Source organism: Prevotella sp. AGR2160 (genome assembly GCF_000424185.1).
Taxonomy (GTDB): domain Bacteria; phylum Bacteroidota; class Bacteroidia; order Bacteroidales; family Bacteroidaceae; genus Prevotella.
Genome location: NZ_AUJK01000001.1, coordinates 250,448 through 272,981 on the forward strand (window position 1 = coordinate 250,448; position 22,534 = coordinate 272,981).

At 54.7% G+C, this 22,534-nt stretch carries 20 protein-coding genes, 1 tRNA gene and 1 riboswitch; of the genes, 15 read left to right on the top strand and 6 right to left on the bottom strand.

What is annotated here, in order from left to right; genetic code table 11:
• Window positions 1-6: 6 nt before the first annotated feature.
• The 3 genes from eutC to G604_RS0101125 all read left to right on the top strand — a co-directional run bounded on the left by eutC (window position 7) and on the right by G604_RS0101125 (window position 2,971).
• The gene (eutC, locus tag G604_RS0101115; protein WP_051220146.1) at window positions 7-831 is read left to right on the top strand and encodes an ethanolamine ammonia-lyase subunit EutC; all 825 of its coding nucleotides are present in this window, start codon (window positions 7-9) and stop codon (window positions 829-831) included.
• Between the two features lie 143 nt (window positions 832-974).
• Window positions 975-2,123 carry a sensor histidine kinase gene (locus tag G604_RS0101120; protein ID WP_081657600.1) on the top strand — a complete coding sequence of 383 codons (1,149 nt, stop codon included), beginning with the start codon at window positions 975-977 and terminating at the stop codon, window positions 2,121-2,123.
• A 23-nt stretch (window positions 2,124-2,146) separates the two neighbouring features.
• Window positions 2,147-2,971, top strand: coding sequence for a LytR/AlgR family response regulator transcription factor (locus G604_RS0101125; RefSeq protein ID WP_036904227.1), 825 nt, complete (start codon window positions 2,147-2,149; stop codon window positions 2,969-2,971).
• A gap of 256 nt (window positions 2,972-3,227) precedes the next feature.
• On the opposite strand, the gene G604_RS0101130 is transcribed toward G604_RS0101125, so the two are convergent.
• A complete protein-coding gene (locus G604_RS0101130; protein WP_028908936.1) occupies window positions 3,228-4,652 on the bottom strand; it encodes an alanine/glycine:cation symporter family protein in 1,425 nt (474 codons plus the stop codon).
• 149 nt (window positions 4,653-4,801) lie between these two features.
• On the opposite strand from G604_RS0101130, the gene G604_RS0101135 reads away from it, so the two are divergent.
• Window positions 4,802-5,440, top strand: a complete 639-nt coding sequence (locus G604_RS0101135; RefSeq protein WP_028908937.1) for a CatA-like O-acetyltransferase — start codon at window positions 4,802-4,804, stop codon at window positions 5,438-5,440.
• Window positions 5,441-5,559: 119 nt separating this feature from the next.
• Window positions 5,560-5,634 (top strand) — tRNA-Val (locus G604_RS0101140).
• 44 nt (window positions 5,635-5,678) lie between these two features.
• Here G604_RS0101140 and G604_RS0101145 read toward each other — a convergent pair.
• The 5 genes from G604_RS0101145 to lysS form a co-directional block, all read right to left on the bottom strand.
• Window positions 5,679-7,796, bottom strand: a complete 2,118-nt coding sequence (locus tag G604_RS0101145; RefSeq protein WP_028908938.1) for a Tex family protein — start codon at window positions 7,794-7,796, stop codon at window positions 5,679-5,681.
• Window positions 7,797-7,971: 175 nt separating this feature from the next.
• Window positions 7,972-8,649 (bottom strand): HAD family hydrolase, encoded by a 678-nt coding sequence (locus tag G604_RS13180; protein WP_051220148.1) that lies wholly within the window; start codon window positions 8,647-8,649, stop codon window positions 7,972-7,974.
• Window positions 8,642-9,997 (bottom strand): glucose-6-phosphate isomerase, encoded by a 1,356-nt coding sequence (locus tag G604_RS0101155; RefSeq protein WP_028908939.1) that lies wholly within the window; start codon window positions 9,995-9,997, stop codon window positions 8,642-8,644. The genes G604_RS13180 and G604_RS0101155 overlap by 8 nt, the downstream gene beginning before the upstream one ends.
• A 26-nt stretch (window positions 9,998-10,023) precedes the next feature.
• A complete protein-coding gene (locus G604_RS0101160) occupies window positions 10,024-11,076 on the bottom strand; it encodes an NAD(P)H-dependent glycerol-3-phosphate dehydrogenase (protein WP_051220149.1) in 1,053 nt (350 codons plus the stop codon).
• Between the two features lie 15 nt (window positions 11,077-11,091).
• Window positions 11,092-12,831 (bottom strand): lysine--tRNA ligase, encoded by a 1,740-nt coding sequence (gene lysS / locus G604_RS0101165; RefSeq protein WP_028908941.1) that lies wholly within the window; start codon window positions 12,829-12,831, stop codon window positions 11,092-11,094.
• A gap of 289 nt (window positions 12,832-13,120) precedes the next feature.
• Between lysS and G604_RS0101170 the strand changes: the two genes are divergently transcribed.
• The 10 genes from G604_RS0101170 to G604_RS13195 all read left to right on the top strand — a co-directional run bounded on the left by G604_RS0101170 (window position 13,121) and on the right by G604_RS13195 (window position 22,499).
• The gene (locus G604_RS0101170) at window positions 13,121-14,251 is read left to right on the top strand and encodes a TlpA disulfide reductase family protein (RefSeq protein WP_028908942.1); all 1,131 of its coding nucleotides are present in this window, start codon (window positions 13,121-13,123) and stop codon (window positions 14,249-14,251) included.
• A 114-nt stretch (window positions 14,252-14,365) separates the two neighbouring features.
• Window positions 14,366-14,821 (top strand): PaaI family thioesterase, encoded by a 456-nt coding sequence (locus tag G604_RS0101175; protein ID WP_028908943.1) that lies wholly within the window; start codon window positions 14,366-14,368, stop codon window positions 14,819-14,821.
• Window positions 14,814-15,950, top strand: a complete 1,137-nt coding sequence (locus G604_RS13185) for an isochorismate synthase (RefSeq protein ID WP_051220151.1) — start codon at window positions 14,814-14,816, stop codon at window positions 15,948-15,950. The genes G604_RS0101175 and G604_RS13185 overlap by 8 nt, the downstream gene beginning before the upstream one ends.
• A 104-nt stretch (window positions 15,951-16,054) precedes the next feature.
• The gene (menD, locus tag G604_RS0101185) at window positions 16,055-17,689 is read left to right on the top strand and encodes a 2-succinyl-5-enolpyruvyl-6-hydroxy-3-cyclohexene-1-carboxylic-acid synthase (protein ID WP_028908944.1); all 1,635 of its coding nucleotides are present in this window, start codon (window positions 16,055-16,057) and stop codon (window positions 17,687-17,689) included.
• A gap of 13 nt (window positions 17,690-17,702) precedes the next feature.
• A complete protein-coding gene (gene menB / locus G604_RS0101190) occupies window positions 17,703-18,527 on the top strand; it encodes a 1,4-dihydroxy-2-naphthoyl-CoA synthase (RefSeq protein WP_028908945.1) in 825 nt (274 codons plus the stop codon).
• 201 nt (window positions 18,528-18,728) lie between these two features.
• Window positions 18,729-18,827, top strand: a riboswitch (TPP riboswitch).
• A 69-nt stretch (window positions 18,828-18,896) separates the two neighbouring features.
• The gene (locus tag G604_RS0101195; protein ID WP_028908946.1) at window positions 18,897-19,670 is read left to right on the top strand and encodes a thiazole synthase; all 774 of its coding nucleotides are present in this window, start codon (window positions 18,897-18,899) and stop codon (window positions 19,668-19,670) included.
• Between the two features lie 58 nt (window positions 19,671-19,728).
• Window positions 19,729-19,929 carry a sulfur carrier protein ThiS gene (thiS, locus tag G604_RS0101200; protein ID WP_028908947.1) on the top strand — a complete coding sequence of 67 codons (201 nt, stop codon included), beginning with the start codon at window positions 19,729-19,731 and terminating at the stop codon, window positions 19,927-19,929.
• 5 nt (window positions 19,930-19,934) lie between these two features.
• Window positions 19,935-21,062 (top strand): 2-iminoacetate synthase ThiH, encoded by a 1,128-nt coding sequence (gene thiH, locus G604_RS0101205; protein WP_028908948.1) that lies wholly within the window; start codon window positions 19,935-19,937, stop codon window positions 21,060-21,062.
• Complete coding sequence (gene thiD, locus G604_RS13190) at window positions 21,059-21,874, top strand: bifunctional hydroxymethylpyrimidine kinase/phosphomethylpyrimidine kinase (protein WP_036904231.1); 816 nt, start codon at window positions 21,059-21,061, stop codon at window positions 21,872-21,874. Before thiH ends, thiD begins: the two co-directional genes overlap by 4 nt.
• Entirely contained in the window at window positions 21,861-22,499 is a 639-nt protein-coding gene (locus G604_RS13195; protein WP_051220152.1) for a thiamine phosphate synthase, read from the top strand. Before thiD ends, G604_RS13195 begins: the two co-directional genes overlap by 14 nt.
• The last annotated feature ends 35 nt before the right edge of the window (window positions 22,500-22,534 follow it).

Below are 22,534 nucleotides of genomic sequence, written 5' to 3' on the forward strand. Positions count from 1 at the left end.
TGAAAAATGGAAGCATCAATCAGTATAAGACCGAAACATCTGGAGGAGAAGGACTGCTGGCAGTCGCTCCGCCAGTTCACCGATGCCCGTATCGCCTTGGGACGAACGGGCAGCAGTGTCCTCACCAATGATTATCTGCAGTTCCGGCTGGCTCATGCCCGGGCCCGTGACTCCATACAGATGCCGTTCGACTCCCGGAAGGTCGCCGAGCAACTTCATAAGCTCGGACTGCATACCCTGGAGGTGGAGAGTAAGGCTGTAGACCGTGCTACCTTCATCCGTCGTCCCGATCTCGGCAGACGGTTGAATGATGAGAGTAGGGCGCGGCTGAAAGCCATGCATTATCCCGGTTGTGACGTGCTCCTCGTCATCGCCGACGGCCTCTCGTCGAAAGCCGTCCACCGGCAGGCCGTACCCCTTGTGGCCCGTCTCCTTCCTTATCTCAAGGCCCTTCATCTATCGGTCGGCCCTGTCGTTCTGGCCCATGAAAGCCGTGTCGCCTTAGCCGACGATATCGCGGGGATCATGAATGCCAGTTTGGTGGCCCAGCTCATTGGGGAGCGTCCGGGCTTGTCCTCCCCCGACAGTCTGAGCGTGTATATGACCTACAAGCCTTATTTCGGCCGTATGGAGAGTGAGCGCAACTGTATCTCCAATATCCGTCCCGAGGGACTGGGTTATGATGCCGCCGCCTTTAAACTCGCGTGGCTCATCGATGCCGCTTTCAACCGCCGACAGAGTGGTACGGGGCTGAAAGACGAGAGCGATGATCCGTCGAAATACGGGCGTCTCGCGCCGTTGCGGGAGAAGTTTTATGGCATTGAGGCCTGATTTCCCCCTTATAGGGTGCGGCCCTTGTGGCCACAAGGACCGCGCCCTACCCTTTTCACAGAAAGAATCAAACTTTTTGCTGAAAGATTTTGTTTTCGTCACGGATTGTTCTTATCTTTGTAATCCGAAACATTTAAAAGCTGATGAGAACAATCACAAGGTTGAAAATTTTGAAATATCATATCACGCGGGAGAAACTGATCTATGTGGGGTTGTGGATCGTCCTTTTCCTCACACCCGTCATCAGTTTCTATTTCCGTCCCATTACTTCCGGAGCTCATCGGATCTTGCTTTGGAAGGATGTATGGCCGTTGTGGTTGATGATGTCCGTCTATCTCATCATCTTCGTCATTCATGACTTTATCCTTGCCCCGTTGCTCATATACCGTCAGAAGCGGAGAATCTATCTGCTTTCCACGACCATCCTCATTGCGGCATTCCTGATGGTGCAGTGTGCCGGCGACAAGCCAAGAGATCCAAGACTGGAAGAAGAGCAACGGGAACTGCCGGGACATCTCACGCCTCCACCTGGGCCGATGGGAGCGGACCGGAGAGATATTAACGTCCTTCATAACAGTCTTGGTCCCGGTCCTATCGTCAACACGCTGATCCTGATCGGTCTGCTCGGGCTGAACCTCGGCGTGAAACTCTATTTCAAGAATGAGCGTGACCGGGCGAGTATTGAACAGTTGGAACATACGAGGGTCGTACAACAGCTGGAATATCTGAAATACCAGATTAATCCCCATTTCTTCATGAATACCCTCAATAATATCCAGGTCCTGGTCGATATGGACCCTGAGGCGGCGAAAGCGGCGCTGCGGGAACTCAGTGTGATGATGCGCTTTATCCTCTATGAGGGCGACAAGCCCCGTGTGCCGTTGCAGAAGGAGATCACATTTCTGCGCAACTATGTCAGGCTGATGCGCCTGCGCTATGACGAGCGGCTGACGGTGACGATGGATATCCCGGAGAATATGCCGGATATCCTTATCCCTCCGTTGCTCTATGTCACCTTCGTGGAAAACTCTTTCAAGCATGGCGTGAGCAACCGGCATGGGAGTTTCATCACCATCTCCATGGATGTTGAGGACGGGCAGTTGCTGTTCATCTGCATGAACAGTAAGCGGGAATCCTCCAAGGGCGACTCGACGGTGCCGACGGAGGGTGGCGTAGGTCTTCGTAATGTCCGGCAGCGGCTGGACTTGATCTACGGTTCTCGTTACGACCTGACGATAAATGATGGCAAGGAGGTCTATACCGTTAAACTGAGTTTACCATGCGATTGTTGAAATAAAAATAAAGGAAAAGAAATATGATCAGATGCCTCGCTATAGATGATGAGCCCTTGGCGCTCAAACAATTGAAAGATTTCATCACGATGGTTCCAGACCTCGAACTCACAGCAGCTTGTACGAGTGCTGTCGATGCTCAGCAGATCCTCGACCATCAGATCGTCGATGCCATCTTCTGTGATATCAATATGCCCGACCTCAATGGGATGGACTTTATCAAGGGATTGTCCTGTCCGCCGCTCGTCGTTTTCACCACAGCCTATTCAGAGTATGCCCTGGAGGGCTATAAGGTGGATGCCGTCGACTACCTTCTCAAACCCTTCGGGCTCGATGACTTCCGGCGGGCGGCAGCGAAATTGCAGCGGCGGCTCGGAGAGAGAACGACGGATGACTCCGGTGTTGCCGGCTGTCCTGCTGCCAGTGCTTCAGATGAAGAGATCGCAGCCGGCTCGGATGTAGCCACTGAGGCCGCTGATAACCGTCGCCTCTCTGCCGATACCGATTCTCTCTTCGTGAAGGTAGAGAACCGGATGGTCCGTGTGGCTTTGAGTTCCATCGTCTATGTGGAGAGTATGAGTGAATATCTCAAGCTCCATCTCGATGGTGTCGACGCCCAAGGCCATCCCCTGCGCCCCGTCATCACCCTCTATTCGATGAAGCGGCTGGAGGAGCGCCTGCCATCCTATTTCCTGCGTATCCATCGTTCCTATATTATCAACCTCCGGTATATTAAAGAGGTGAGTAAGACGCGCGTCCTTCTGCGCGATGATGTCCTTCTGCCTATCGGTGAACTCTACAAGGAGGCCTTCAATGATTATCTGAACAAAAACTATGTGGGGAAATAAGTAATAGAATGTGGATGTGGAACATGATGAATCATATCCCTACACTATTCATTTCACTGAATGAAATGGCAGTTTGGCTGAATGATTTGCTGAGGGAGAGCAAAGATATTGTATCTTTGCAAATGTAAAAACTTAGTAGGTATTTAGACAGAGAGATAGAGAGACAAAGTCCAACTTCAACTTCAAATAGTAGTTTTTTTTATGACCAGCCGGCAGACAAGGACGAAGCGTACGTCCCAATGTCTGCCGGTCTTTTTTATTTCCATCCTTTCAGTTCATCCTGTTCCACGTCGGGGATCTGTTCTTTGTGGAAGACAGGACTCTTGATGCCTGATCGTTTCTGTTTCTGATAGTCACGGAGGAGCCAGAGGGCCTGAGGATGAAGTTTGACGATGGCCACGAGGTTACAGAGGGTGATACAACCCATGCAGAGATCACCGAGGTTCCAAACAAGGTCGAGGCTGGCAAGGGCACCGAAGAGGACCATCACGGCACCGTTCATGATTCTGACGAAGAAGAGCCACCGCTTGTCGGAGGTCAGGAATTTCACGTTCATCTCACCATAGGTGTAGTTGCCGATGATGGAGGAGAAGGCGAAGAGGAAGATGGCGACAGCCACGAAGGCGGGGCCCGCACTGCCGATCTCCTGTTGCAGGGCCGTCTGTGTCAGTTGGATACCGTTGAGGCTGTCGTTGGTATAGACCCCACTGATGAGGATGATGAAGGCCGTACAACTGCAGATGAGGATAGTATCGGTGAAGACGCTCAGCGCCTGTACGAGACCCTGTTTGACGGGATGGCTGACACTGGCGATACTCGCCGCACAAGCTGCCGATCCCTCACCGGCCTCATTGGAGAAGAGGCCGCGCTTGATACCCGTCATGACCATCATACCGAAGGTGCCGCCGGCAAAGGGCCGGAAGCCAAGGGCGTTGGAGAGGATGAGCTCGAAGACCTGCGGGATCAGTCGGATGTTCATCGCAATGATGACGATGGCGAGGATGATATAGAGGATAGCCATGACGGGCACGAGGATGGCACTGACTTTCGCAATACGGTTGATACCGCCGAAGACACATGCCGTGGATATGACGACGAGGAAGATGCCCACGGAGAGGGGCGAGATGCCAAAGGCCTTATCCATTGCTCCGCAGATGGTATTGCTCTGTACGGAGATATAGGCCATACAGAAGGTCGCCGTGATGAGGACAGCATAGAGCTTGGCCATCCAGGGCTTGTGGAGACCGTACTGCATATAATAGGCCGGTCCACCGATGAAGGATCCTGCCGTATGCCGTTTGTAGAGTTGGGCGAGAGTCGACTCGATGAAGGCCGTTGCCGATCCCATCAGGGCGATGACCCACATCCAGAAGATGGCGCCGGGACCGCCCACGGCAATGGCCGTGGCTACGCCTGCGAGGTTGCCTGTTCCCACACGCGAGGCAATAGATACGGCGAAGGCCTCGAAGGACGACACATGTTTCTCATGCTCTTTCTTCGTGGAGTCACCGAGGAGGCGGATCATCTCACCGAACATTCGGAACTGTACGCCACGGGTCTTCCACGTGAAGAGGATGGCACAGCCGATGAGGGCGATGATGAGGATATAGGACCACAGTACGTTGTTGATGCTGCCGATGGTGGTGTTCAGCCAGCCATCAACGGAAAAAAATCTCTCCATTTATTGTCGTTTTTGAAATTTATTGATGCCGGGATGGGCGGAACATGATGGGTCATGACCGTACGGGTTGCAAAGGTACGAATTTATTTGGAGATTCTTGTTCGTTTCGTTTCTTTTCCGTTTTTTTGCAGCAGAATAAAAGAAAAGTTATGAAACATCCTGTAGATATTGAACATTGGGACCGACGGGACAACTGGCGGTTCATGCGTGATTTTGCCAATAGTTGGTATAGTATCACCTCGGAAGTGGATGTCACGGAGGCTTACGCGGAGGCGAAGCAACGGCATGAGAGTTTCTTCATCCGTTATCTCTATGCCATCCTGCGGGCCGTCAATGAGATCCGGGAATTCGGCTACCGTCCCGATGGTGACGGCGTATGCTGGTTTGACGAAATAGGTGCCACAGTGCCCCTCGCCGTTCCAGGGAAGACGTTCTATACCGTATTGATTCCTTATATCAAGGACTACAAGACTTTTTATGAGAAATTCATGGAACTCAAGAGTCATATTCCGGAAGACGGTGATCCTTATGGCGTCAATCGGGAACTTATTGAGTCGGGACAGACGGGCGTGGTGAATATCTCCGTCACGCCGCGGTTGTACTTTACGAGTATGACCTATACCTTTCATAAGCCTGGCTTGGGCAGTGACTGGCCGCTGATGAATGTCGGGAAGGTCGTGCACAGGGGGGACCGTCTCATTATGCCTATCGCCGTCTATGTCGACCATTGCTTCGTGGATGGCGGAAACCTCTCCACACTGATGGAGAAGATCCAGAGCTACCTCTGATCCCCCTCCTCTGTAGGGGCATCCCTTATGGGCGCCCTCCGATGAAAAAGAAAAAAATACGGCAAATAATTTGGATATTCCGAATATTTGCCGTACTTTTGCACTCGCAATTCAAACATAGAGGCATAGCCCAGCTGGTTTAGAGCGCTGCAGTCACATTGCAGAGGTCATGGGTTCGAGTCCCATTGTCTCTACAAAAACCGCCTGATTCCGAAAGGAGTCAGGCGGTTTCTGTTTGTTATAGGCGCATCGTCAGGGAGATACGGTGGCGGCGGTTGTCGACGTCGAGGACACGGACGCGGACATGCTCGTGGAGATGGACCACCTCGGTGGGGTCCTTCACATAGTGGTCGGCGAGCTGACTGATATGTACCAGTCCGTCCTGATGAACACCGATGTCGACGAAAGCACCGAAGTTGGTGATGTTCGTGATAATACCCGGGAGCTCCATACCAGGCTTCAGGTCATCGGGGGTCTTGACATTCGGATCGAAGGCGAACTCTTCGATCTGTTCTCGTGGGTCACGGCCCGGCTTCTCCAGTTCTTTCAGGATATCACAGAGTGTCGGCATACCGACATCTTTAGTAACGTATTTCTCCAACCGGATCTTCTTGCGCTTCTCGGGATCATGGATGAGATCGGCAACCTTACAGCCACAATCCTTAGCCATCTGCTCTACGATCTTGTAACTCTCGGGATGTACGGCACTGTTGTCGAGGGGATTCTTCGCCCCCGGGATACGGAGGAAGCCGGCACACTGTTCAAAGGCGGCAGGCCCGAGGCGCGGCACCTTTTTCAGTTGCGCACGGGAGGCGAAGGGGCCGTTCTCCCGTCGGTAGTCAACGATATTCTGTGCCAGCGAAGGACCGAGTCCACTGACATACGTCAGCAGATGTTTGCTGGCAGTGTTGACATTCACGCCGACACGGTTGACACAGAGTTCCACGGTGGTGTCGAGGCTGTGCTTGAGGTCAACTTGGTCGACATCATGCTGATACTGTCCCACTCCGATGCTCTTCGGGTCAATCTTTACGAGTTCAGCGAGGGGATCCATCAGTCGGCGTGCGATACTCACGGCACCACGCACGGTGACATCTTCATCGGGGAACTCCTCACGGGCGGTCTCTGAGGCGGAATAGACGGAGGCGCCATCCTCGGAGACAACGAAGATCTGTACGGGATGGTTGAACTGCAGTCCATGGATGAAATCGGATGATTCTCGGGAATAGGTACCATTGCCGATGGCGATAGCCTCGAGACGGTAGTCGTTGACGAGCCGCTGCAACTGTGCCGCCGCCGTCTGTGGCTGACGGGCAATCTGTGCCACCTCATGATGCAGCAGGTTACCCTGGGCGTCGAGGCAGACGATCTTACAACCTGTTCGGATGCCGGGGTCGACACCGAGCACACGCTTCTGTCCCAGTGGGGCGGCGAGGAGAAGCTGACGGAGGTTCTCGGCGAAGACGGTGATGGCTTCCTCGTCGGCTTTCTCCTTACTCAGCGAGGAGAACTCCGTCTCCATGGACGGTTTGATGAGTCGTTTGAATCCGTCATCAACAGCCTCGCTGACGAGGTGCTGACAGGGGCCGTTGCCATGGACAAACTGGCGGTGAAGCCGATCACTGCAGTCCTCATCATCAGCAGAGATGGAGACACGCAGAATACCCTCTTTTTCTCCGCGCCGCATGGCGAGGAGACGGTGGGAGGAACAGCGTTTCAGCGGTTCTGACCAGTCGAAATAGTCACTGTATTTCTGGGCCTCGTCCGTGTCCTTCTTCTTGGCAACGACCTTTGAGGAGATCATAGCCTCACGGCGGTAGACGGCACGGACACTCTTACGGGCCTGCTCATCCTCACTGACCATCTCAGCGATAATATCTTTTGCGCCCTGGAGGGCCTGAGCGGCATCGGCGACATCGCCTTTGACATAGCGTGCGGCGACAGTCTCGGGATCCCGCTCCCGTTGTAATAATAATACGGTGGCGAGGGGCTCGAGACCTTGTTCGCGCGCAATCTGTGCCTTCGTGCGCCGTTTGGGCTTATAGGGGAGGTACAGGTCTTCGAGGCTGTTGGCATCCCAACAGTCGTCGACGCGTTTCTTCAGCTCCGGCGTGAGTTTTCCCTGAGCGGAGATGGTGTTGAGGACCGTCTCCTTACGTTTCTGCAGTTCCTTGAGTTTGGAATAGAGGTCAGCGATATGCGCGATCTGGACCTCGTCGAGACCTCCCGTCCGTTCCTTGCGGTAACGGGCAATAAAAGGGATGGTACAGCCTTCGTCCAACAGAGCCAGCGTGGCATCAATGCGACTATCCTGGAGGGACAAGGACTGAGAGATGATATGGGACAATATATTCATGACAAACTTATGTTAGATGAAACATATATTCTTATTAAAGACATAATAACAGATGGGACATATTTTCAAAGACATAATAACAGAAGAAACACATTGTATACAGTATATGTAAAATCTGTTATTCTGTCTTTTATCATTTTGCGCAGTATATATGTAAAATCTGTTACTCTGTCTTTTATCTTTCTGTCTTTCTATCCCGTAGTGTGTTGTAGAAATCTCGGATGGTGGGGAAGAGTTTGTTCGGATGTTCGGCGAGGAGGGTAGCGTCGGGGAGGGGGCCGCTGTTGATGGCGACGGTATAGATGCCGGCGGCGACACCGGAGCGGATGCCCAAGGGGGCATTCTCCACGACGACAGCATCGGAGGGCTTGAGGTTACCGGCTTTCCGGAGACCGGCGAGGTAAGGATCGGGGTATGGTTTTCCACGGTCTACGTCATAGGCTGTCGTGATGTGGTCCTCGTCAAGGAAATCGCCGAAGTCATGGAGGAGGCGGCGAATCAAGGGGCGCTGTCCACTGCCCGTGACGACATTGACGGAGATATGATGATCGTTGAGCCACTGCATGAGGTCGAGGACACCATCGAAGATCGGGGCGTCACCCATCTCATGGAAGATGCGCGTCTTCTCGTCGTACATCTCCTGGGCCTGTTGTAAGGTGAGTTCCTCATGGAGCTGCTGACGGGCAAAGAGCCGGATGGTGTCGATGCCGCGGGCTCCTTCCGTGGCATAGGCGTCGGCAGCCGTCATATGGATGCCGAATTTCTTCATCGACTGTTGCCAGGCAATGGCATGGTGCGGCATGCTGTCGTACAGCACGCCGTCCATGTCAAAGAGAAATGCTTTTTTACTCATTCTTCAGTCTTTCCTGGATCGCCTTGCTCTCAGCCTCGTAACCGGGCTTGTTGAGGAGGGCGAACATGTTCTTCTTGTAAGCCTCAACACCCGGCTGGTTGAAGGGGTTCACACCGAGGAGGAGCCCACTGATACCGCAGGCCTTCTCGAAGAAGTAGATGAGCTGGCCAATGTAGTATGCCTCGAGACGGGGAACAGAGATACGGATGTTAGGTACGCCACCATCGACATGAGCCAGACGGGTACCGAGCTCAGCCATCTTGTTGACCTCGTCGACACGCTTACCCTCGAGGAAGTTCAGACCGTCGAGGTTCTCGTCGTCATGCGGGAAGAGAACCTTCTTCTCCGGCTCCTCAACGCTGATGACCGTCTCGAAGATGGAGCGCTCACCCTGCTGGATCCACTGACCCATGGAGTGGAGGTCGGTCGTGAAGTCGCAGGCAGCGGGGAAGATACCCTTATTGTCCTTACCCTCACTCTCGCCGTAGAGCTGCTTCCACCACTCAGCGAAGAAGTGGAGCTTCGGCTGGAAGTTGGCAACGATCTCAATCTTCTTGCCGGCCTGGGCATAGAGACCATTACGAACGGCAGCATACTGTGCGGAGGGGTTCTCAGCGAAGGGAACATCGATGGCCGTAGCCTTCTCCATATCCTGTGCGCCCTTGACGAGCTCCTTGATGTCGTAACCGGCGACAGCGATCGGCAGCAGACCTACCGGCGTGAGGACGGAGAAACGACCACCGACATTGTCGGGGATGACGAAGGTCTTGTAACCCTCTTTCGTAGCAGCGGCGCGGGCGGCACCCTTATGGGCGTCGGTGACGGCGACGATGACATCCTTAGCCTCTTCCTTGCCACGCTGAGCCTCGCACTGACGCTTCAGCAGACGGAAGGTGAGGGCGGTCTCCGTTGTCGTACCGGACTTGGAGATATTGATGACACCAAACTTCTTATCCTTCAGATAGTCGGTGAGCTCAGCGAGGTAGTCCTCACCGATGTTGTTACCGGCGAAAAGGATCGTGGGGTTCTTCTTGTCGTTGACGAGCCATGCGAAGGAGTTGTTCAGGGCCTCGATGACGGCACGGGCGCCGAGATAGGAGCCACCGATACCGGCGACGACGACAGCCTCGCACTTGGAGCGCAGCGTGTCTGCGACAGCCTGGATCTGTGCCAGGAAGTCATCAGTGATGGAAGACGGCAGGTGGAGCCATCCGAGGAAGTCGTTACCAGCGCAGGTGCCATCCTCGAGGGCTTTCTGTGCGTCTTTTACCTGGGCCTCATAGCCCTCAACCGTGCCCGGCTTGAGGAACTGGGCAGCCTTGGTGATGTCTAAAGTGATATTCTTCATAACTTTATTTGTGAAACATTCAGAAATCAATTTAATTGTGTAGTGAGCCCGGCGATATCCTGTCGTGCGTTGCCCCCCTCATATAATATATGGTGTACAGTACGTAGGATGGGCATGTCGACATGGACCTGTGCGTTGAGCTCTGTCATGCATTTTGTGCCGTAATAGCCTTCGGCCACCATCTTCATCTCTACCTGTGCGCTCTTGATGGAATACCCCTTGCCGATCATCATACCGAAGGTACGGTTTCGGGAGAAGTTGGAATATCCCGTGACAAGGAGGTCACCGAGGTACACGCTGTCGCAGATGTTCCGGTGGACAGGGTTAACGGCGGAGAGGAAACGGTCCATCTCACGGATGGCATTCGTCAGCAGCACGGCCTGAAAGTTGTCGCCATAGCCGAGACTACTGGTGATACCGGCGCAGATGGCATAGACATTCTTCAGCACGGCGGCATATTCGATGCCGACGACATCGGGGGATGTCTCCGTATGGATGTAGTTGCATTCGAGGACCTGTTCGGCAAACTCCCGGGCTACCTTTTCCTCGCTGCAGGCGACGGTGAGGTAGGTCAGCCGTTCCAGCGCCACCTCCTCAGCATGTGATGGGCCGCCGATGCACAGCAGCTGGCGGTAGGGCACGTGGTAGCGGTTGTGGAAATATTCCGAACAGACGACATCCTCCTCGGGCACGATACCCTTGATGGCCGTGACGATGATCTTCTGGCTGAGGTCCGTCGTGAGCTTCCTCAGATGATCCTTGAGATAAGGAGAAGGGGTGACGAAGATCAGCGTGTCGTAACGGCGTACGATGGCGTTGATGTCGGAGGAAAAGTCGATCTCATCAGTGTCGAAATGCAGTCCCGTGAGATAGGCGGGGTTATGGCCGAGCTTAAGGAAGTCGGCGATGCGGTCGTCGCGCCGCATATACCATCCGATGTGATGGGTGTGATCCACCACAATCTTGGCGATGGCGGTAGCCCATGAGCCGCCCCCGATGATGGCGACACGGCCGAAATCGGGGACATAGCCTCTCTTGGCGAGGCCGAGGGCTTGTTTGATCTTATGAATCAGGCGCATGGACAGTCGTAGAATTTATTCGGCAGCACTGTTGCCTGCGGCATCAATCCATTTCTGGATGTCGTCGACAGACGGTTTCTCGTAGCCGAGTTTATATTTCTTGTTGATCTCACCGATCTTCTGCTGCAGACCCTGGGCTTTCTCACCCTTGATATCCGTGATGAGGTTGAAGCCGGCCTTGCGAAGCACGTAGACCCAGTCTTCGGGGACACCGATGGCGGCCCACTCCTTGATGGAGCTCTGCGGGATCTTAGCCTCAGGCTTCATCTGCGGGAAGAGCATGATCTCCTGGATATTCTCCTTACCGATCATGAGCATGCACAGACGGTCGATTCCGATACCGATACCACTCGTCGGCGGCATACCATACTGCAAGGCGCGGAGGAAGTCATGGTCGATGATCATGGCCTCATCATCACCCTTGTCGGCGAGGCGCATCTGCTCCTTGAAGCGCTCCTCCTGGTCGATGGGGTCATTGAGCTCAGAGTAGGCGTTGGCGAGTTCCTTGCCGTTGACCATCAGTTCGAAGCGCTCGGTCAGTCCGGGCTTGCTGCGGTGCATCTTCGTCAGCGGACTCATCTCCACGGGATAGTCGATGACGAAGGTCGGCTGGATGAAGGTTCCCTCACAGAACTCGCCAAAGAGCTCGTCGATGAGCTTACCCTTACCCATCGTCTCGTCAACCTCCATACCCTTGCTGAGGCAGAACTGGCGGATCTCGTCCTCACTCTTGCCGTTGCAGTCGAAGCCGGTCTTCTCCTTGATGGCATCGAGGATAGGGATACGGCGGAACGGGGCCTTGAAGGAGATCATGTGATCACCGTTCTTCACCTCCGTAGAGCCGTTGACGGCAACACAGATTGTCTCCAGGAGTTTCTCCGTGAAGCTCATCATCCAGTTGTAATCCTTATACTGAACATAGAGTTCCATACAGGTGAACTCAGGATTGTGGTATTTGTCCATACCCTCGTTGCGGAAGTTCTTGCCGATCTCGTAGACACCCTCAAAGCCACCAACGATGAGTCGCTTGAGGTAGAGCTCTGTAGCGATACGCATGTACATATCGATGTTCAGGGCATTGAAATGGGTGATGAACGGACGGGCGCTGGCACCACCGGGGATAGACTGCAGAATCGGCGTCTCCACCTCCGTATATCCGGCCTTGTCGAAGAAGTCACGCATCGTACGCAGCACGGTGGCACGCTTGAGGAACGTGTCCTTGACGCCATCGTTGACGATGAGGTCGACATAACGCTGACGGGCGCGCAGCTCGGGATCGTCGAACTTATCATAGGCCACGCCATCCTTGTATTTCACGATGGGCAGCGGTTTGAGGCTCTTGCTGAGGAGTTTCAGGCTCTGGGCATGGACACTCACCTCTCCGGTCTGTGTCTTAAAAACGAAGCCTTTGATGCCGATAAAGTCACCGATGTCAAGGAGTTTCTTGAAGACCTTATTATAGAGGTCCTTGTTCTCGTCGGGACAGATATCATCACGGGTGACATAGACCTGAATACGGCCCTTGGAGTCCTGGAGCTCAACGAAGCTGGCCTTACCCATGACACGACGTGTCATCATACGGCCGGCGATGACGACTTCGCGTTTCTCGCCCTCTTTGTATTCTGCCTTGATATCCGTACTGAAGGCATTGGTGGGAAACTCGGCTGCTGGATAGGGGTCGATACCCATGTTGCGCAGCTCCTGAAGACTCTGGCGGCGACCAATCTCTTGTTCGCTTAACTCTAAAATGTTCATAAATCTAATTTTCGAAAATTCTTTTATGCTGCAAAGTTACAAAATTATTCCGAACTCCGAACATAAAATACAGATTTTTACTCGAACAGACGGGATGATAAAAGACAGAGTAACAGATTTTACATACACTGCACTGTATATGTGAAATCTGTTATTATGTCTTCTTAATGAATAAGGAACATGATGAATCATGTCCCTACAGTGTTATATATTCTTAAATTTCCTGGAGATGATGTGTCGGATAACGTATAAAGATGTAGTTTTGTAGTAAAATTGATTCAAAAAAGCTATGAACAAGAAGTTATTGAGTTGTATGGGAGCCTGGGCGCTCACCACTACTGTTTTCGCCGGTACGCCACAGCGTTTTGTCGTCAAGGGCCAGTTGGCTAACATCGGCGACACACTGATCGTCCTGCGGTCGGCACAGCCGAAACTGTTGCGTGATACGATTCTCGTGAAGAAAGGGAAGTTTGAGTATACCGCCAATATCGACAAGCCGAAGAGCGTGTATTTCTTTACCCCAGCCACAATGCGCCATCAGGATCACAAGCGGTTCACCATCGTTGCTGTTCCCGGTGAGGAGGCGCAGCTGAAGGGCGATATCAACATGCGTTATGACATCACGGGCAGTAAGTTCTATCAGCAGTATCACCAGGCCGACCTGATGATGGAGGCGGGGCAGCAGAAGATCAATGCCCTCGAGAAAGCCTGTGATGACCGTCTGTCGAAAGGCGAGAGTCGTGATGCCGTAGCCAAGGACTATGACGCGCAGATGCCGGCTCTGGAGAAAGAATACCACGAGACGGTGTTGAACTATATCAAGGCTCACCCTTCGGAGGAGGCCTCTGCCGCCATCATCCCCGAACTAGAGGATCTTGATCTGATGAAAGCGGGTGTCGCCGCCCTCGATTCCTCTGTCCGTGACGGTAGGATGAAATGTTATTATCAGCGGTTCCTCGACCAGGCACAGAAAGAGAAAGAGGAAGAGGTCCGCGCTGAGAAGATCCAGGCCAGTGGGGTTGAGGCTAAGGACTTCACGCTGAAGGACATCGACGGCAAACCCTTCACGCTGAGCAGTCTCCGTGGCAAATATGTCGTCATTGATTTCTGGGGCTCCTGGTGCTATTGGTGTATCAAGGGTATGCCGGAGATGAGAAAATACTATGCTAAGTACAAGGACAAGCTGGAAATCGTCGGTGTCGACTGCCAGGACACGCCGGAGAAATGGCGTGCTGCCGTGAAGAAGAACGGGATGACATGGAAGCAGGTGTATTGTGACAAGGACAGCCATTTGCTGGAGGACTATGCCATCAGTGGCTTCCCCACGAAGATCCTCGTCGATCCCCAGGGCAAGATCGTCAAGACGGTCGTCGGTGAGGATCCCGCCTTCTATGAGTTGCTGGATAAGACACTGGAATAATAAAGCCTTCCACGTCGTAGGGACATGATTCATCATGTCCCTACTTTTTTTCTTGTTTTTTTTCCTTATCTCATCCTTTTTTCTTATTTTTGCAAGTAAGAAAAAATAACGCTTATGAATATCGATCATTTGAAAGAAGTGTTGGAGAATGAGGACGGCCTCTCCAGAACATTGGGGATGACCTTTATTTCCACGCCCGAGGAAAATACGCTGAAGGCGACGATGCCCGTCGATGACCGTACGAAGCAAGTCTTCGGCTTCCTCAGTGGCGGTGCCTCCCTGGCTCTAGCGGAGAACCTTGCTGGTGTGGGCTCCGTAGCCCTCTGTCCCGGTAAGATCTGTGTGGGAATCAGTGTCAGCGGCAATCATATCAAGGCCATGCCTTACGGCGGAACGGTGACAGCCTACGGTACGCTGCGCCATAAGGGCCGTACCCTTCACCAGTGGCAGGTGGATCTTTACAATGATGGCCATGACCTGATATCCACGGTGATGGTGACAAATTATGTCGTACGTGGAGAAACACCAAAGAAAGAGAATCCGAAGAAAGCGCAGAAAGGCAATGAGTAACTTTGTTCTCTACCGTCTGCCCCATAGTGATCGCTATGTCCGTCTTGTGCAGCATAGCGGTCATCCGGAAATGGTCACGGGAGTCGCCGACCTCAGTGGAAAGAGTGGGTTCGTCTTTGCTCCCTTCGTGGAGAACAAGGAATGTCCGCTTCTGCTCCTTCACCCCGACGAGCGGGAGGAGGAGAGGTTGACCGACAGTCCCGCCATTGCTGTCGATCCCTGTCAGGCCATCCAAAAGGGACAGCCCCTACGGAACGAACACAAGGCGGCGCCGTTGCAGGCCTCAGAAACGGAATATGGCGATTATGCCATCGACTATGCCAATTTCCATGCCCATCTCGAGGACGGAGAGTTTCAGAAGATCGTCCTCGCCCGTCGCAGCCGTGTAGCCCTTGCCCCCGGCACCGATGCCGAGGCGCTGTTCTTCCGAGCCTGCCGGCTCTATCCCCGCCTCTTCATCGCCCTCGTGGAGATGGAGGATGCCGGCACATGGCTCATGGCCACGCCGGAGGTGCTGTTGGAAGGTGACGGAATGGAATGGCACACGATGGCCCTGGCCGGAACGATGCGCCTCGAGGGAGAAGCGCTGAAGACGGAAGGGGAGTTCACCACGTGGTCGGCGAAGAATATCCAGGAACAGCGGTATGTGGCGACATATATCACGCAGTGCCTCGAACAGTTCACGGATACGTTCCGTGAGGAGGGACCGCGGACGATGCGTGCCGCCGATCTCGTCCATCTGCGCAGTGATTTCTTCTTCACCCTCTCCGACGACCGTTATCTCGGTGATGTCCTCAACCGCCTCCATCCCACGCCCGCCGTCTGTGGTCTGCCGAAGGCGGCGACGCAGGCCTTCATCCTGGCCAACGAGCATGCGCCGCGGCGTTACTACAGTGGCTTCCTCGGTCCCCTCAATCCCCATGAGGAGACCCATCTCTTTGTCTCCCTGCGTTGTATGGAGCTCCATCAGGATCATGCCGACCTCTATGCCGGTGGTGGCCTGATCACCGACAGCCGTCTGGCCAGTGAGTGGCAGGAGACGGAGAACAAGCTCGGAACCATGAGGAGGGTTTTGGTCCCTTTGCAGGGGCCGTCCCTTGTGGCGGCCCGTCGGCGGAACGCCGAATGACCAACGTCTTCATCCGGGAATGCCGTACCGGCATCGGGCCGCAATATTCCCGGTTAGGGCGCCCACAAGGGGTGCCCCTACGGTGATAAAAAATATACGAAAAAATGTATTCAAACAAGAAAAATGTCAATATCTTCACGGCGGTGCTCGTGAAAGGCGGTATCCGTGATGCCGTGGTCTGTCCCGGCAGCCGTAACGCCCCTATCGTCAACAATCTCAATGAGACGAAACAGATCCGCTGTCATGCCGTCACCGACGAACGCAGCGCGGGTTTCTATGCCCTCGGCATCGCCCAGGCCACGGCCCGTCCCGTCGTCGTCTGTGTCACCTCGGGCACGGCACTGCTGAACCTCCTCCCCGCTGTCGCCGAGGCCCGTTACCAGCACCAGAGCATCATCGTCGTCTCCGCCGACCGTCCGCAGCAGTGGATCGACCAGCTCGACGGACAGACCATCGTACAGCCCGGTGCCCTCGGCCGTTTCGTCCGTAAGAGTGTCTCGCTCCCCGAGCCCGTCGATGCCGAAGGAGAGTGGTACTGCAACCGCCTCGTCAACGAGGCCCTGCTCGCCGCCACCCATCACGGCAAGGCCCCCGTACACATCAACGTGCCCATCTCCGGTGACCTCTATGAGTTTACGGAGAAGAAGCTCCCCGATGTCCGTCTCATCACCCGTTGGGAGAATAACGATGTCAGCAGTGCCGCCATGGATCATTTCATGGAGACCTTCACGAAGGCGAAGCGCCCGATGATCGTCATCGGTCATATGGCCCCGAACTCCTTCGACTCCATCTTCCATGACATCAACGAACAGCCGGGCCTCGTATGGATCACGGAGGCTACGGCCCCGTCGCCGTTCTTCGGTGAACAGATCGACGCCGCCCTCGACAATATTGAGGCGGGAGGGGAAGAGAATATCGAGCGCTTCCTCCCAGACACGATCCTGTATATCGGTGGCGCTCTGATCAGCAACCGGCTGAAGGCTTTCCTGCGCCGTGCGAAGGATGCCCGTACGTTTGTCGTCAACGAGGATGGTGCCGTCACTGATACCTTCTGTCATCTGACGGATATCATCGAGTGTGATCCTGTCGATTTCCTCCGTTTCTTCCTTCAAAAGCTGCCAACAGATTTCCGTAATGAGTTTATGGAGCGCTGGGAGGAGAAGATCTGGGCCGCCAAGGAGCAGACCTATGCCGAGATCGAGGCGCAGAAGAACAAATGGCGCCCCGATACCGTCCTTATGCGCCTCAATGTGGAGCTGAACCTCCACGGCCAGGAGGGTATCCGCGTACAGGCCGCCAACAGTATGCCCGTGAGACTCTGTAACCGGAATGTCAACCATGTCGTATGGTGCAACCGGGGTATCAATGGCATCGACGGTTCCCTGTCGACGGCGGCCGGTATGGCACTGGCCTCGGAGAACCGCGTACTTTGTATCATCGGTGACCTGAGCTTCTTCTACGATGAGAACGCGCTGTGGAACAAGGAACTCGGCGGAAACTTCCGCATCCTCTTGCTCAATAACGGCGGTGGAGAAATTTTCTCGAAGTTCGACGGTCTGAAGGACAGCGGGGCACGTCCGATGGTCATGGGTACACATAAGACGAGTGCCGAGGGTATCTGTAAGCAGAACAACTGCCTCTATTTCTCTGCCCGTAACCTGAAAGAATATGCGACGGCATTGCCGCAGCTCCTGGCCTCAAGCGCCGATAAGCCTGTCGTGCTGGAAGTGTTCATCTAATAAACGAAAATATATGCCAAGAGAATGGAAAAAGATTGAGGGTTTCGACTTCAAGGAAATCCTCTTTGAAGAGTACAACCACATTGCGAAGATCACGATCAACCGACCGCGCTACCGCAATGCCTTCACGCCTCTGACGGTGTGGGAGATGAGTCAGGCCTTCTCCTATTGTCGTGAGAGCCTCGACATCCGTGTCGTTATCCTCACGGGAGCCGGTGACAAGGCCTTCTGCTCCGGTGGTGACATGCATGTCAAGGGCCGTGGCGGATATGTCGGCAAAGACGGCGTGCCGCGCCTCAATGTCCTCGACGTACAGATGCAGATCCGTCGGTTGCCGAAGCCTGTCATCGCCATGGTCAACGGTTATGCCATCGGTGGCGGTCATGTGCTGCATATCATGTGCGACCTCACGATAGCCTCAGAGAACGCTATCTTCGGACAGACAGGTCCGAAAGTCGGCAGTTTCGATGCCGGTTTCGGTGCCTCCTATCTCGCCCGGATGGTGGGGCAAAAGAAAGCCCGTGAGATCTGGTATCTCTGTAAGCAGTATACGGCCAAGGAAGCCGAGGAAATGGGTATGGTCAACAAAGTCGTGCCGTTTGACCAGCTCGAGGACACCTGTGTGGAGTGGGCCGAGACAATGATGGAGCGGTCACCACTGGCTCTGCGCATGATGAAGGCCGGCTTCAATGCCGAACTCGACGGGCAGGCCGGTATCCAGGAACTCGCCGGTGATGCCACGATGCTCTATTATACCCTTGATGAGGCCCAGGAGGGTGGCCGTGCCTTCCTTGAGAAGCGCAAGCCCGACTTCGACAAATATCCGAAATTTCCTTGATCATAGGGACATCATCATCAGGTTCAACTTCCCCAAAACAAAAGACAGAGTATCAGACGAAAAATATACGGTGCAGCGTATGAAAAATCTGTTACTCTGTTTTTTTATAATTTTTGCTGCAAAAATAACAAATATTCTGTCATTTTTCTGTTTTTTCTTGCATCTTTCAAAAATTCTTTATACTTTTGCAGCCGTCGTAAATAACGACAAAGGGGTGCCTGCCTGTTGGCAGTGCTGAGATCATACCCATACAACCTGATGCAGATAATGCTGCCGTAGGGAAAAAGTTTCTCTTTCTTCGGAAGAGAAGCGTTCTATGCCGTAATCTCTCTTGCTCCTTATTCATTTAATCACTCATGAACGCATAGTATGCAGACATTGAACATTGCGGGCAAGACGTTCTCATCCCGCCTCATCCTGGGAACAGGAAAATTCAGTAGTAATGAAATCATGCAGAAGGCGATCAAGGCCTCCGGCACACAGATGGTCACGATGGCCATGAAACGCATCGACCTCGGCGACAAGAACGACGACATGCTCAGTCATATCGCCCAGCCCGGTATCCAACTCCTTCCCAACACCTCAGGCGTGCGGGATGCCCAGGAGGCTGTCTTCGCCGCAAGGATGGCCCGTGAAGCCTTCGGGACCAACTGGATCAAACTTGAGATCCATCCCGACCCCCGCTATCTCCTGCCCGACAGTACGGAGACCCTCAAGGCCACGGAGGAACTTGTAAAAGACGGGTTCGTCGTCCTCCCCTACTGTCAGGCTGACCCCGTACTCTGTAAGCGTCTCGAAGAGGCCGGTGCCGCCACCGTGATGCCCCTCGGTGCCCCCATCGGCTCCAATCTCGGCCTGCGGACCCTCGACTTTCTGAATATTATCATTGAGGAGGCCCGCGTCCCCGTTGTCGTCGATGCCGGTATCGGCGCACCCAGTGATGCCGCGAAGGCCCTGGAGATCGGTGCTGACGCCGTGATGGTGAACACCGCCATCGCCGTCGCCGATGACCCGGTAGCCATGGCTGCCGCCTTCGCCAAGGCTGTGGAGGCCGGCCGTGAGGCTTATGAGGCGGGGCTCGGCAGCCGCCATCTCGATTTCCAGGCTGACGCCACATCACCCCTCACCAGTTTTTTGGATTAAAAGACTGAAAGATATTCTACGGAACATGATAAATCATGTCCCTACAACGGCCTATACAATGAAAATCCATATCAATAAGAAAGAGGTGGAACTGCCCGAGGGCAGCCGCCTCACCGATGTCGCGCAACGGGAGAAACTGCCCAACAAGGGCGTGGCCATTGCCGTGAACAACGAGCTCGTCTGTTGCGACGACTGGAAAGATCACCCATTGAGAGAGGGTGACGATCTGTTAATTATTAAAGCATTCTGCGGAGGATAATATTTATGTTTTACGATGTAATCAAGCATATCGACTGGGAGGAGACGAAAGCCCGCATCCTGGCCAAGACCGACAACGATGTCAAGAACGCCCTCAACGCCCTCCATCCTACGGTGGACGACTTCATGGCCCTCATCTCACCCGCTGCCGACAAGTTCATTGAACCCATGGCCCGTCTGAGCCGCAAACTGACCCGTGAGCGCTTCGGCAAGACCATCAATATGTTCATTCCGATCTATATCACCAACTCCTGTACAAACTCCTGCGTCTACTGCGGATTCCACGTACAGAACAAGATGAAGCGGACCATCCTCACTGAGGACGAGATCGTACGGGAATACGAGGCAATCAAGAAACTCGGGCCCTTCGACAACCTCCTCGTCCTCACGGGCGAGAACCCCCGCCTCGCCGGCGTCGACTATATCGCCCGCGCCCTCGACCTCGCCAAACCGTATTTCAACAACCTGCAGATAGAGGTCATGCCCTTGAAGGAGGAGGACTATGCCCTACTGGCCCGCGACCACGGCCTCGACGGCGTCATCTGTTTCCAGGAGACCTATCATGAGACGAACTACAAGAAATATCATCCCCACGGCATGAAGTCGAACTATGAATGGCGCCTCAATGGCTTCGACCGCATGGGACGTGCCGGTGTCCATAAGATCGGCATGGGTGCTCTCATCGGTCTCGAGGACTGGCGGACGGACGTGACGATGATGGCCTATCATCTCCGTTATCTCGAGAAACACTACTGGCGGACCCAGTATAGCGTCAACTTCCCACGTATGCGGCCCTCGGAGAACGGCGGTTTCCAACCCAATGTCATCATGAGTGACCGGGAACTGGCCCTGGCGACGTTTGCCATGCGAATCTTCGACCCCGATGTCGACATCAGCTATTCCACCCGTGAGAGTCCGGAGATACGCAACCACATGGCGACCCTCGGCGTGACAACAATGAGTTCGGAGAGTCATACCGACCCGGGAGGCTACTGTTGTTATCCCACAGCCCTGGAACAGTTCCATGTCGCCGACAGCCGTCGTACGCCTCAGGTCATCGCCGACCTCAAGGCCATGGGCGTCGAGCCGGTGTGGAAAAACTGGGACCGCTGCTTCGACCACGGAAAACGATGAAACATTATCTCTCTACGCTGACGATTGCCGGCTCTGACTCCAGCGGTGGCGCCGGCATCGCCGCGGACATCAAGACGATGACGGCACTGGACTGTCTGACCTCTCTCGTCGTCACGGCCGTCACGGCGCAGGACAGCCACGGCGTCCATGCCGCCCTGCCGATGCCGCCGGAACTCGTGACAGCACAGTTGGAGACGGTCCTCAGCGAAACGCCTCCCATGGCGGTGAAGATCGGAATGCTCCCCAACGGAGCCGTCATCCATGCCGTCGCCGCGACACTCCGCCGGTTTCCCTCCTGCCCCATCGTCATCGATCCCGTGATGGTGGCTACAAACGGCAGCCGACTGATGGACGAAGAGGCCATCGGGACCTTCATCGACGAACTGCTGCCCCTGGCGACGCTCCTCACGCCGAACATCCCCGAGACAGCCTGCCTCACGGGACTCCCCGTCTCCACTCCCGATGAGCTCCGCACGGCGGCCCTCCGTCTGCGGGACATGGGTGCCCGTGACGTTCTCATCAAAGGGGGTCACCGGAAGGGAACGACGAAGGACGACCTGCTCCTCACGGGCTCTGATTTCCATACGTTCTCCGCCCCTACCCTGCAGACAACGAACACCCATGGTACGGGTTGCGTCCTCTCCTCCGCCATCACGGCTTTCCTGGCTCACGGTCTCCCCATGCCCGAGGCTGTCCGCCGCGCCAAGGAGTTTCTCTATCTGGCCCTCCTCCGTGGAAAGGATTACGACCATGGCCCAGCGTTGGGAACAATGGAAAATGGACAATGGACAATAAAAAATGGATCATATTAAATTTCAATTTATATCGCACGCAACGAAACACTACAGCGACCTCGACGGGATCCGCATGGCCCTCGAAGGAGGCTGCCGATGGATCCAACTGCGCATGAAGGATGCCACGGACGATGAGGTGGCAGCAGTATCCCGACAGGCGGCAACGCTCTGCCACAACGCCGGTGCCACACTGATCCTCGACGACCGCGTAGGCCTCATCAGGGAGACAGGTGCCGACGGGGTCCATCTCGGCCGACATGACATGCCCGTCGACGAGGCCCGCAAGCTCCTCGGCACATCATATATTATAGGTGGTACGGCGAACACCATCGACGATGTCCGCCGTCTCCACCGCCAGGGGGCTGACTATATCGGCTGCGGCCCCTTCCGGTATACCACAACGAAGGCGAATCTCAGTCCCATCCTCGGCCTCGACGGTTACCGACGGATCATCACGGCCATGCATGCCGAAGGGATCACCCTCCCCATCGTCGCCATCGGCGGTATCACCCTCGAGGATATCCCCGATATCCTCGCCACGGGTGTCACCGGCATCGCCGTCAGCGGCGCCATCCTCCGTGCCGCTGATCCCGTCCAATACGCTGCCGCCGTAGGGGCGGCCCTGTTTCAGGGCCTGCCGTAGGGTGCTGTTTCAGGGCCTGCCGTCGAGTGCTTGCG

Coding starts and splice junctions, on each gene's coding strand:
- eutC (WP_051220146.1), top strand. CDS start 7: ATGGAAGCATCAATCAGTATAAGACCGAAACATCTGGAGGAGAAGGAC.
- G604_RS0101120 (WP_081657600.1), top strand. CDS start 975: ATGAGAACAATCACAAGGTTGAAAATTTTGAAATATCATATCACGCGG.
- G604_RS0101125 (WP_036904227.1), top strand. CDS start 2,147: ATGATCAGATGCCTCGCTATAGATGATGAGCCCTTGGCGCTCAAACAA.
- G604_RS0101130 (WP_028908936.1), bottom strand. CDS start 4,652: ATGGAGAGATTTTTTTCCGTTGATGGCTGGCTGAACACCACCATCGGC.
- G604_RS0101135 (WP_028908937.1), top strand. CDS start 4,802: ATGAAACATCCTGTAGATATTGAACATTGGGACCGACGGGACAACTGG.
- G604_RS0101145 (WP_028908938.1), bottom strand. CDS start 7,796: ATGAATATATTGTCCCATATCATCTCTCAGTCCTTGTCCCTCCAGGAT.
- G604_RS13180 (WP_051220148.1), bottom strand. CDS start 8,649: ATGAGTAAAAAAGCATTTCTCTTTGACATGGACGGCGTGCTGTACGAC.
- G604_RS0101155 (WP_028908939.1), bottom strand. CDS start 9,997: ATGAAGAATATCACTTTAGACATCACCAAGGCTGCCCAGTTCCTCAAG.
- G604_RS0101160 (WP_051220149.1), bottom strand. CDS start 11,076: ATGCGCCTGATTCATAAGATCAAACAAGCCCTCGGCCTCGCCAAGAGA.
- lysS (WP_028908941.1), bottom strand. CDS start 12,831: ATGAACATTTTAGAGTTAAGCGAACAAGAGATTGGTCGCCGCCAGAGT.
- G604_RS0101170 (WP_028908942.1), top strand. CDS start 13,121: ATGAACAAGAAGTTATTGAGTTGTATGGGAGCCTGGGCGCTCACCACT.
- G604_RS0101175 (WP_028908943.1), top strand. CDS start 14,366: ATGAATATCGATCATTTGAAAGAAGTGTTGGAGAATGAGGACGGCCTC.
- G604_RS13185 (WP_051220151.1), top strand. CDS start 14,814: ATGAGTAACTTTGTTCTCTACCGTCTGCCCCATAGTGATCGCTATGTC.
- menD (WP_028908944.1), top strand. CDS start 16,055: ATGTATTCAAACAAGAAAAATGTCAATATCTTCACGGCGGTGCTCGTG.
- menB (WP_028908945.1), top strand. CDS start 17,703: ATGCCAAGAGAATGGAAAAAGATTGAGGGTTTCGACTTCAAGGAAATC.
- G604_RS0101195 (WP_028908946.1), top strand. CDS start 18,897: ATGCAGACATTGAACATTGCGGGCAAGACGTTCTCATCCCGCCTCATC.
- thiS (WP_028908947.1), top strand. CDS start 19,729: ATGAAAATCCATATCAATAAGAAAGAGGTGGAACTGCCCGAGGGCAGC.
- thiH (WP_028908948.1), top strand. CDS start 19,935: ATGTTTTACGATGTAATCAAGCATATCGACTGGGAGGAGACGAAAGCC.
- thiD (WP_036904231.1), top strand. CDS start 21,059: ATGAAACATTATCTCTCTACGCTGACGATTGCCGGCTCTGACTCCAGC.
- G604_RS13195 (WP_051220152.1), top strand. CDS start 21,861: ATGGATCATATTAAATTTCAATTTATATCGCACGCAACGAAACACTAC.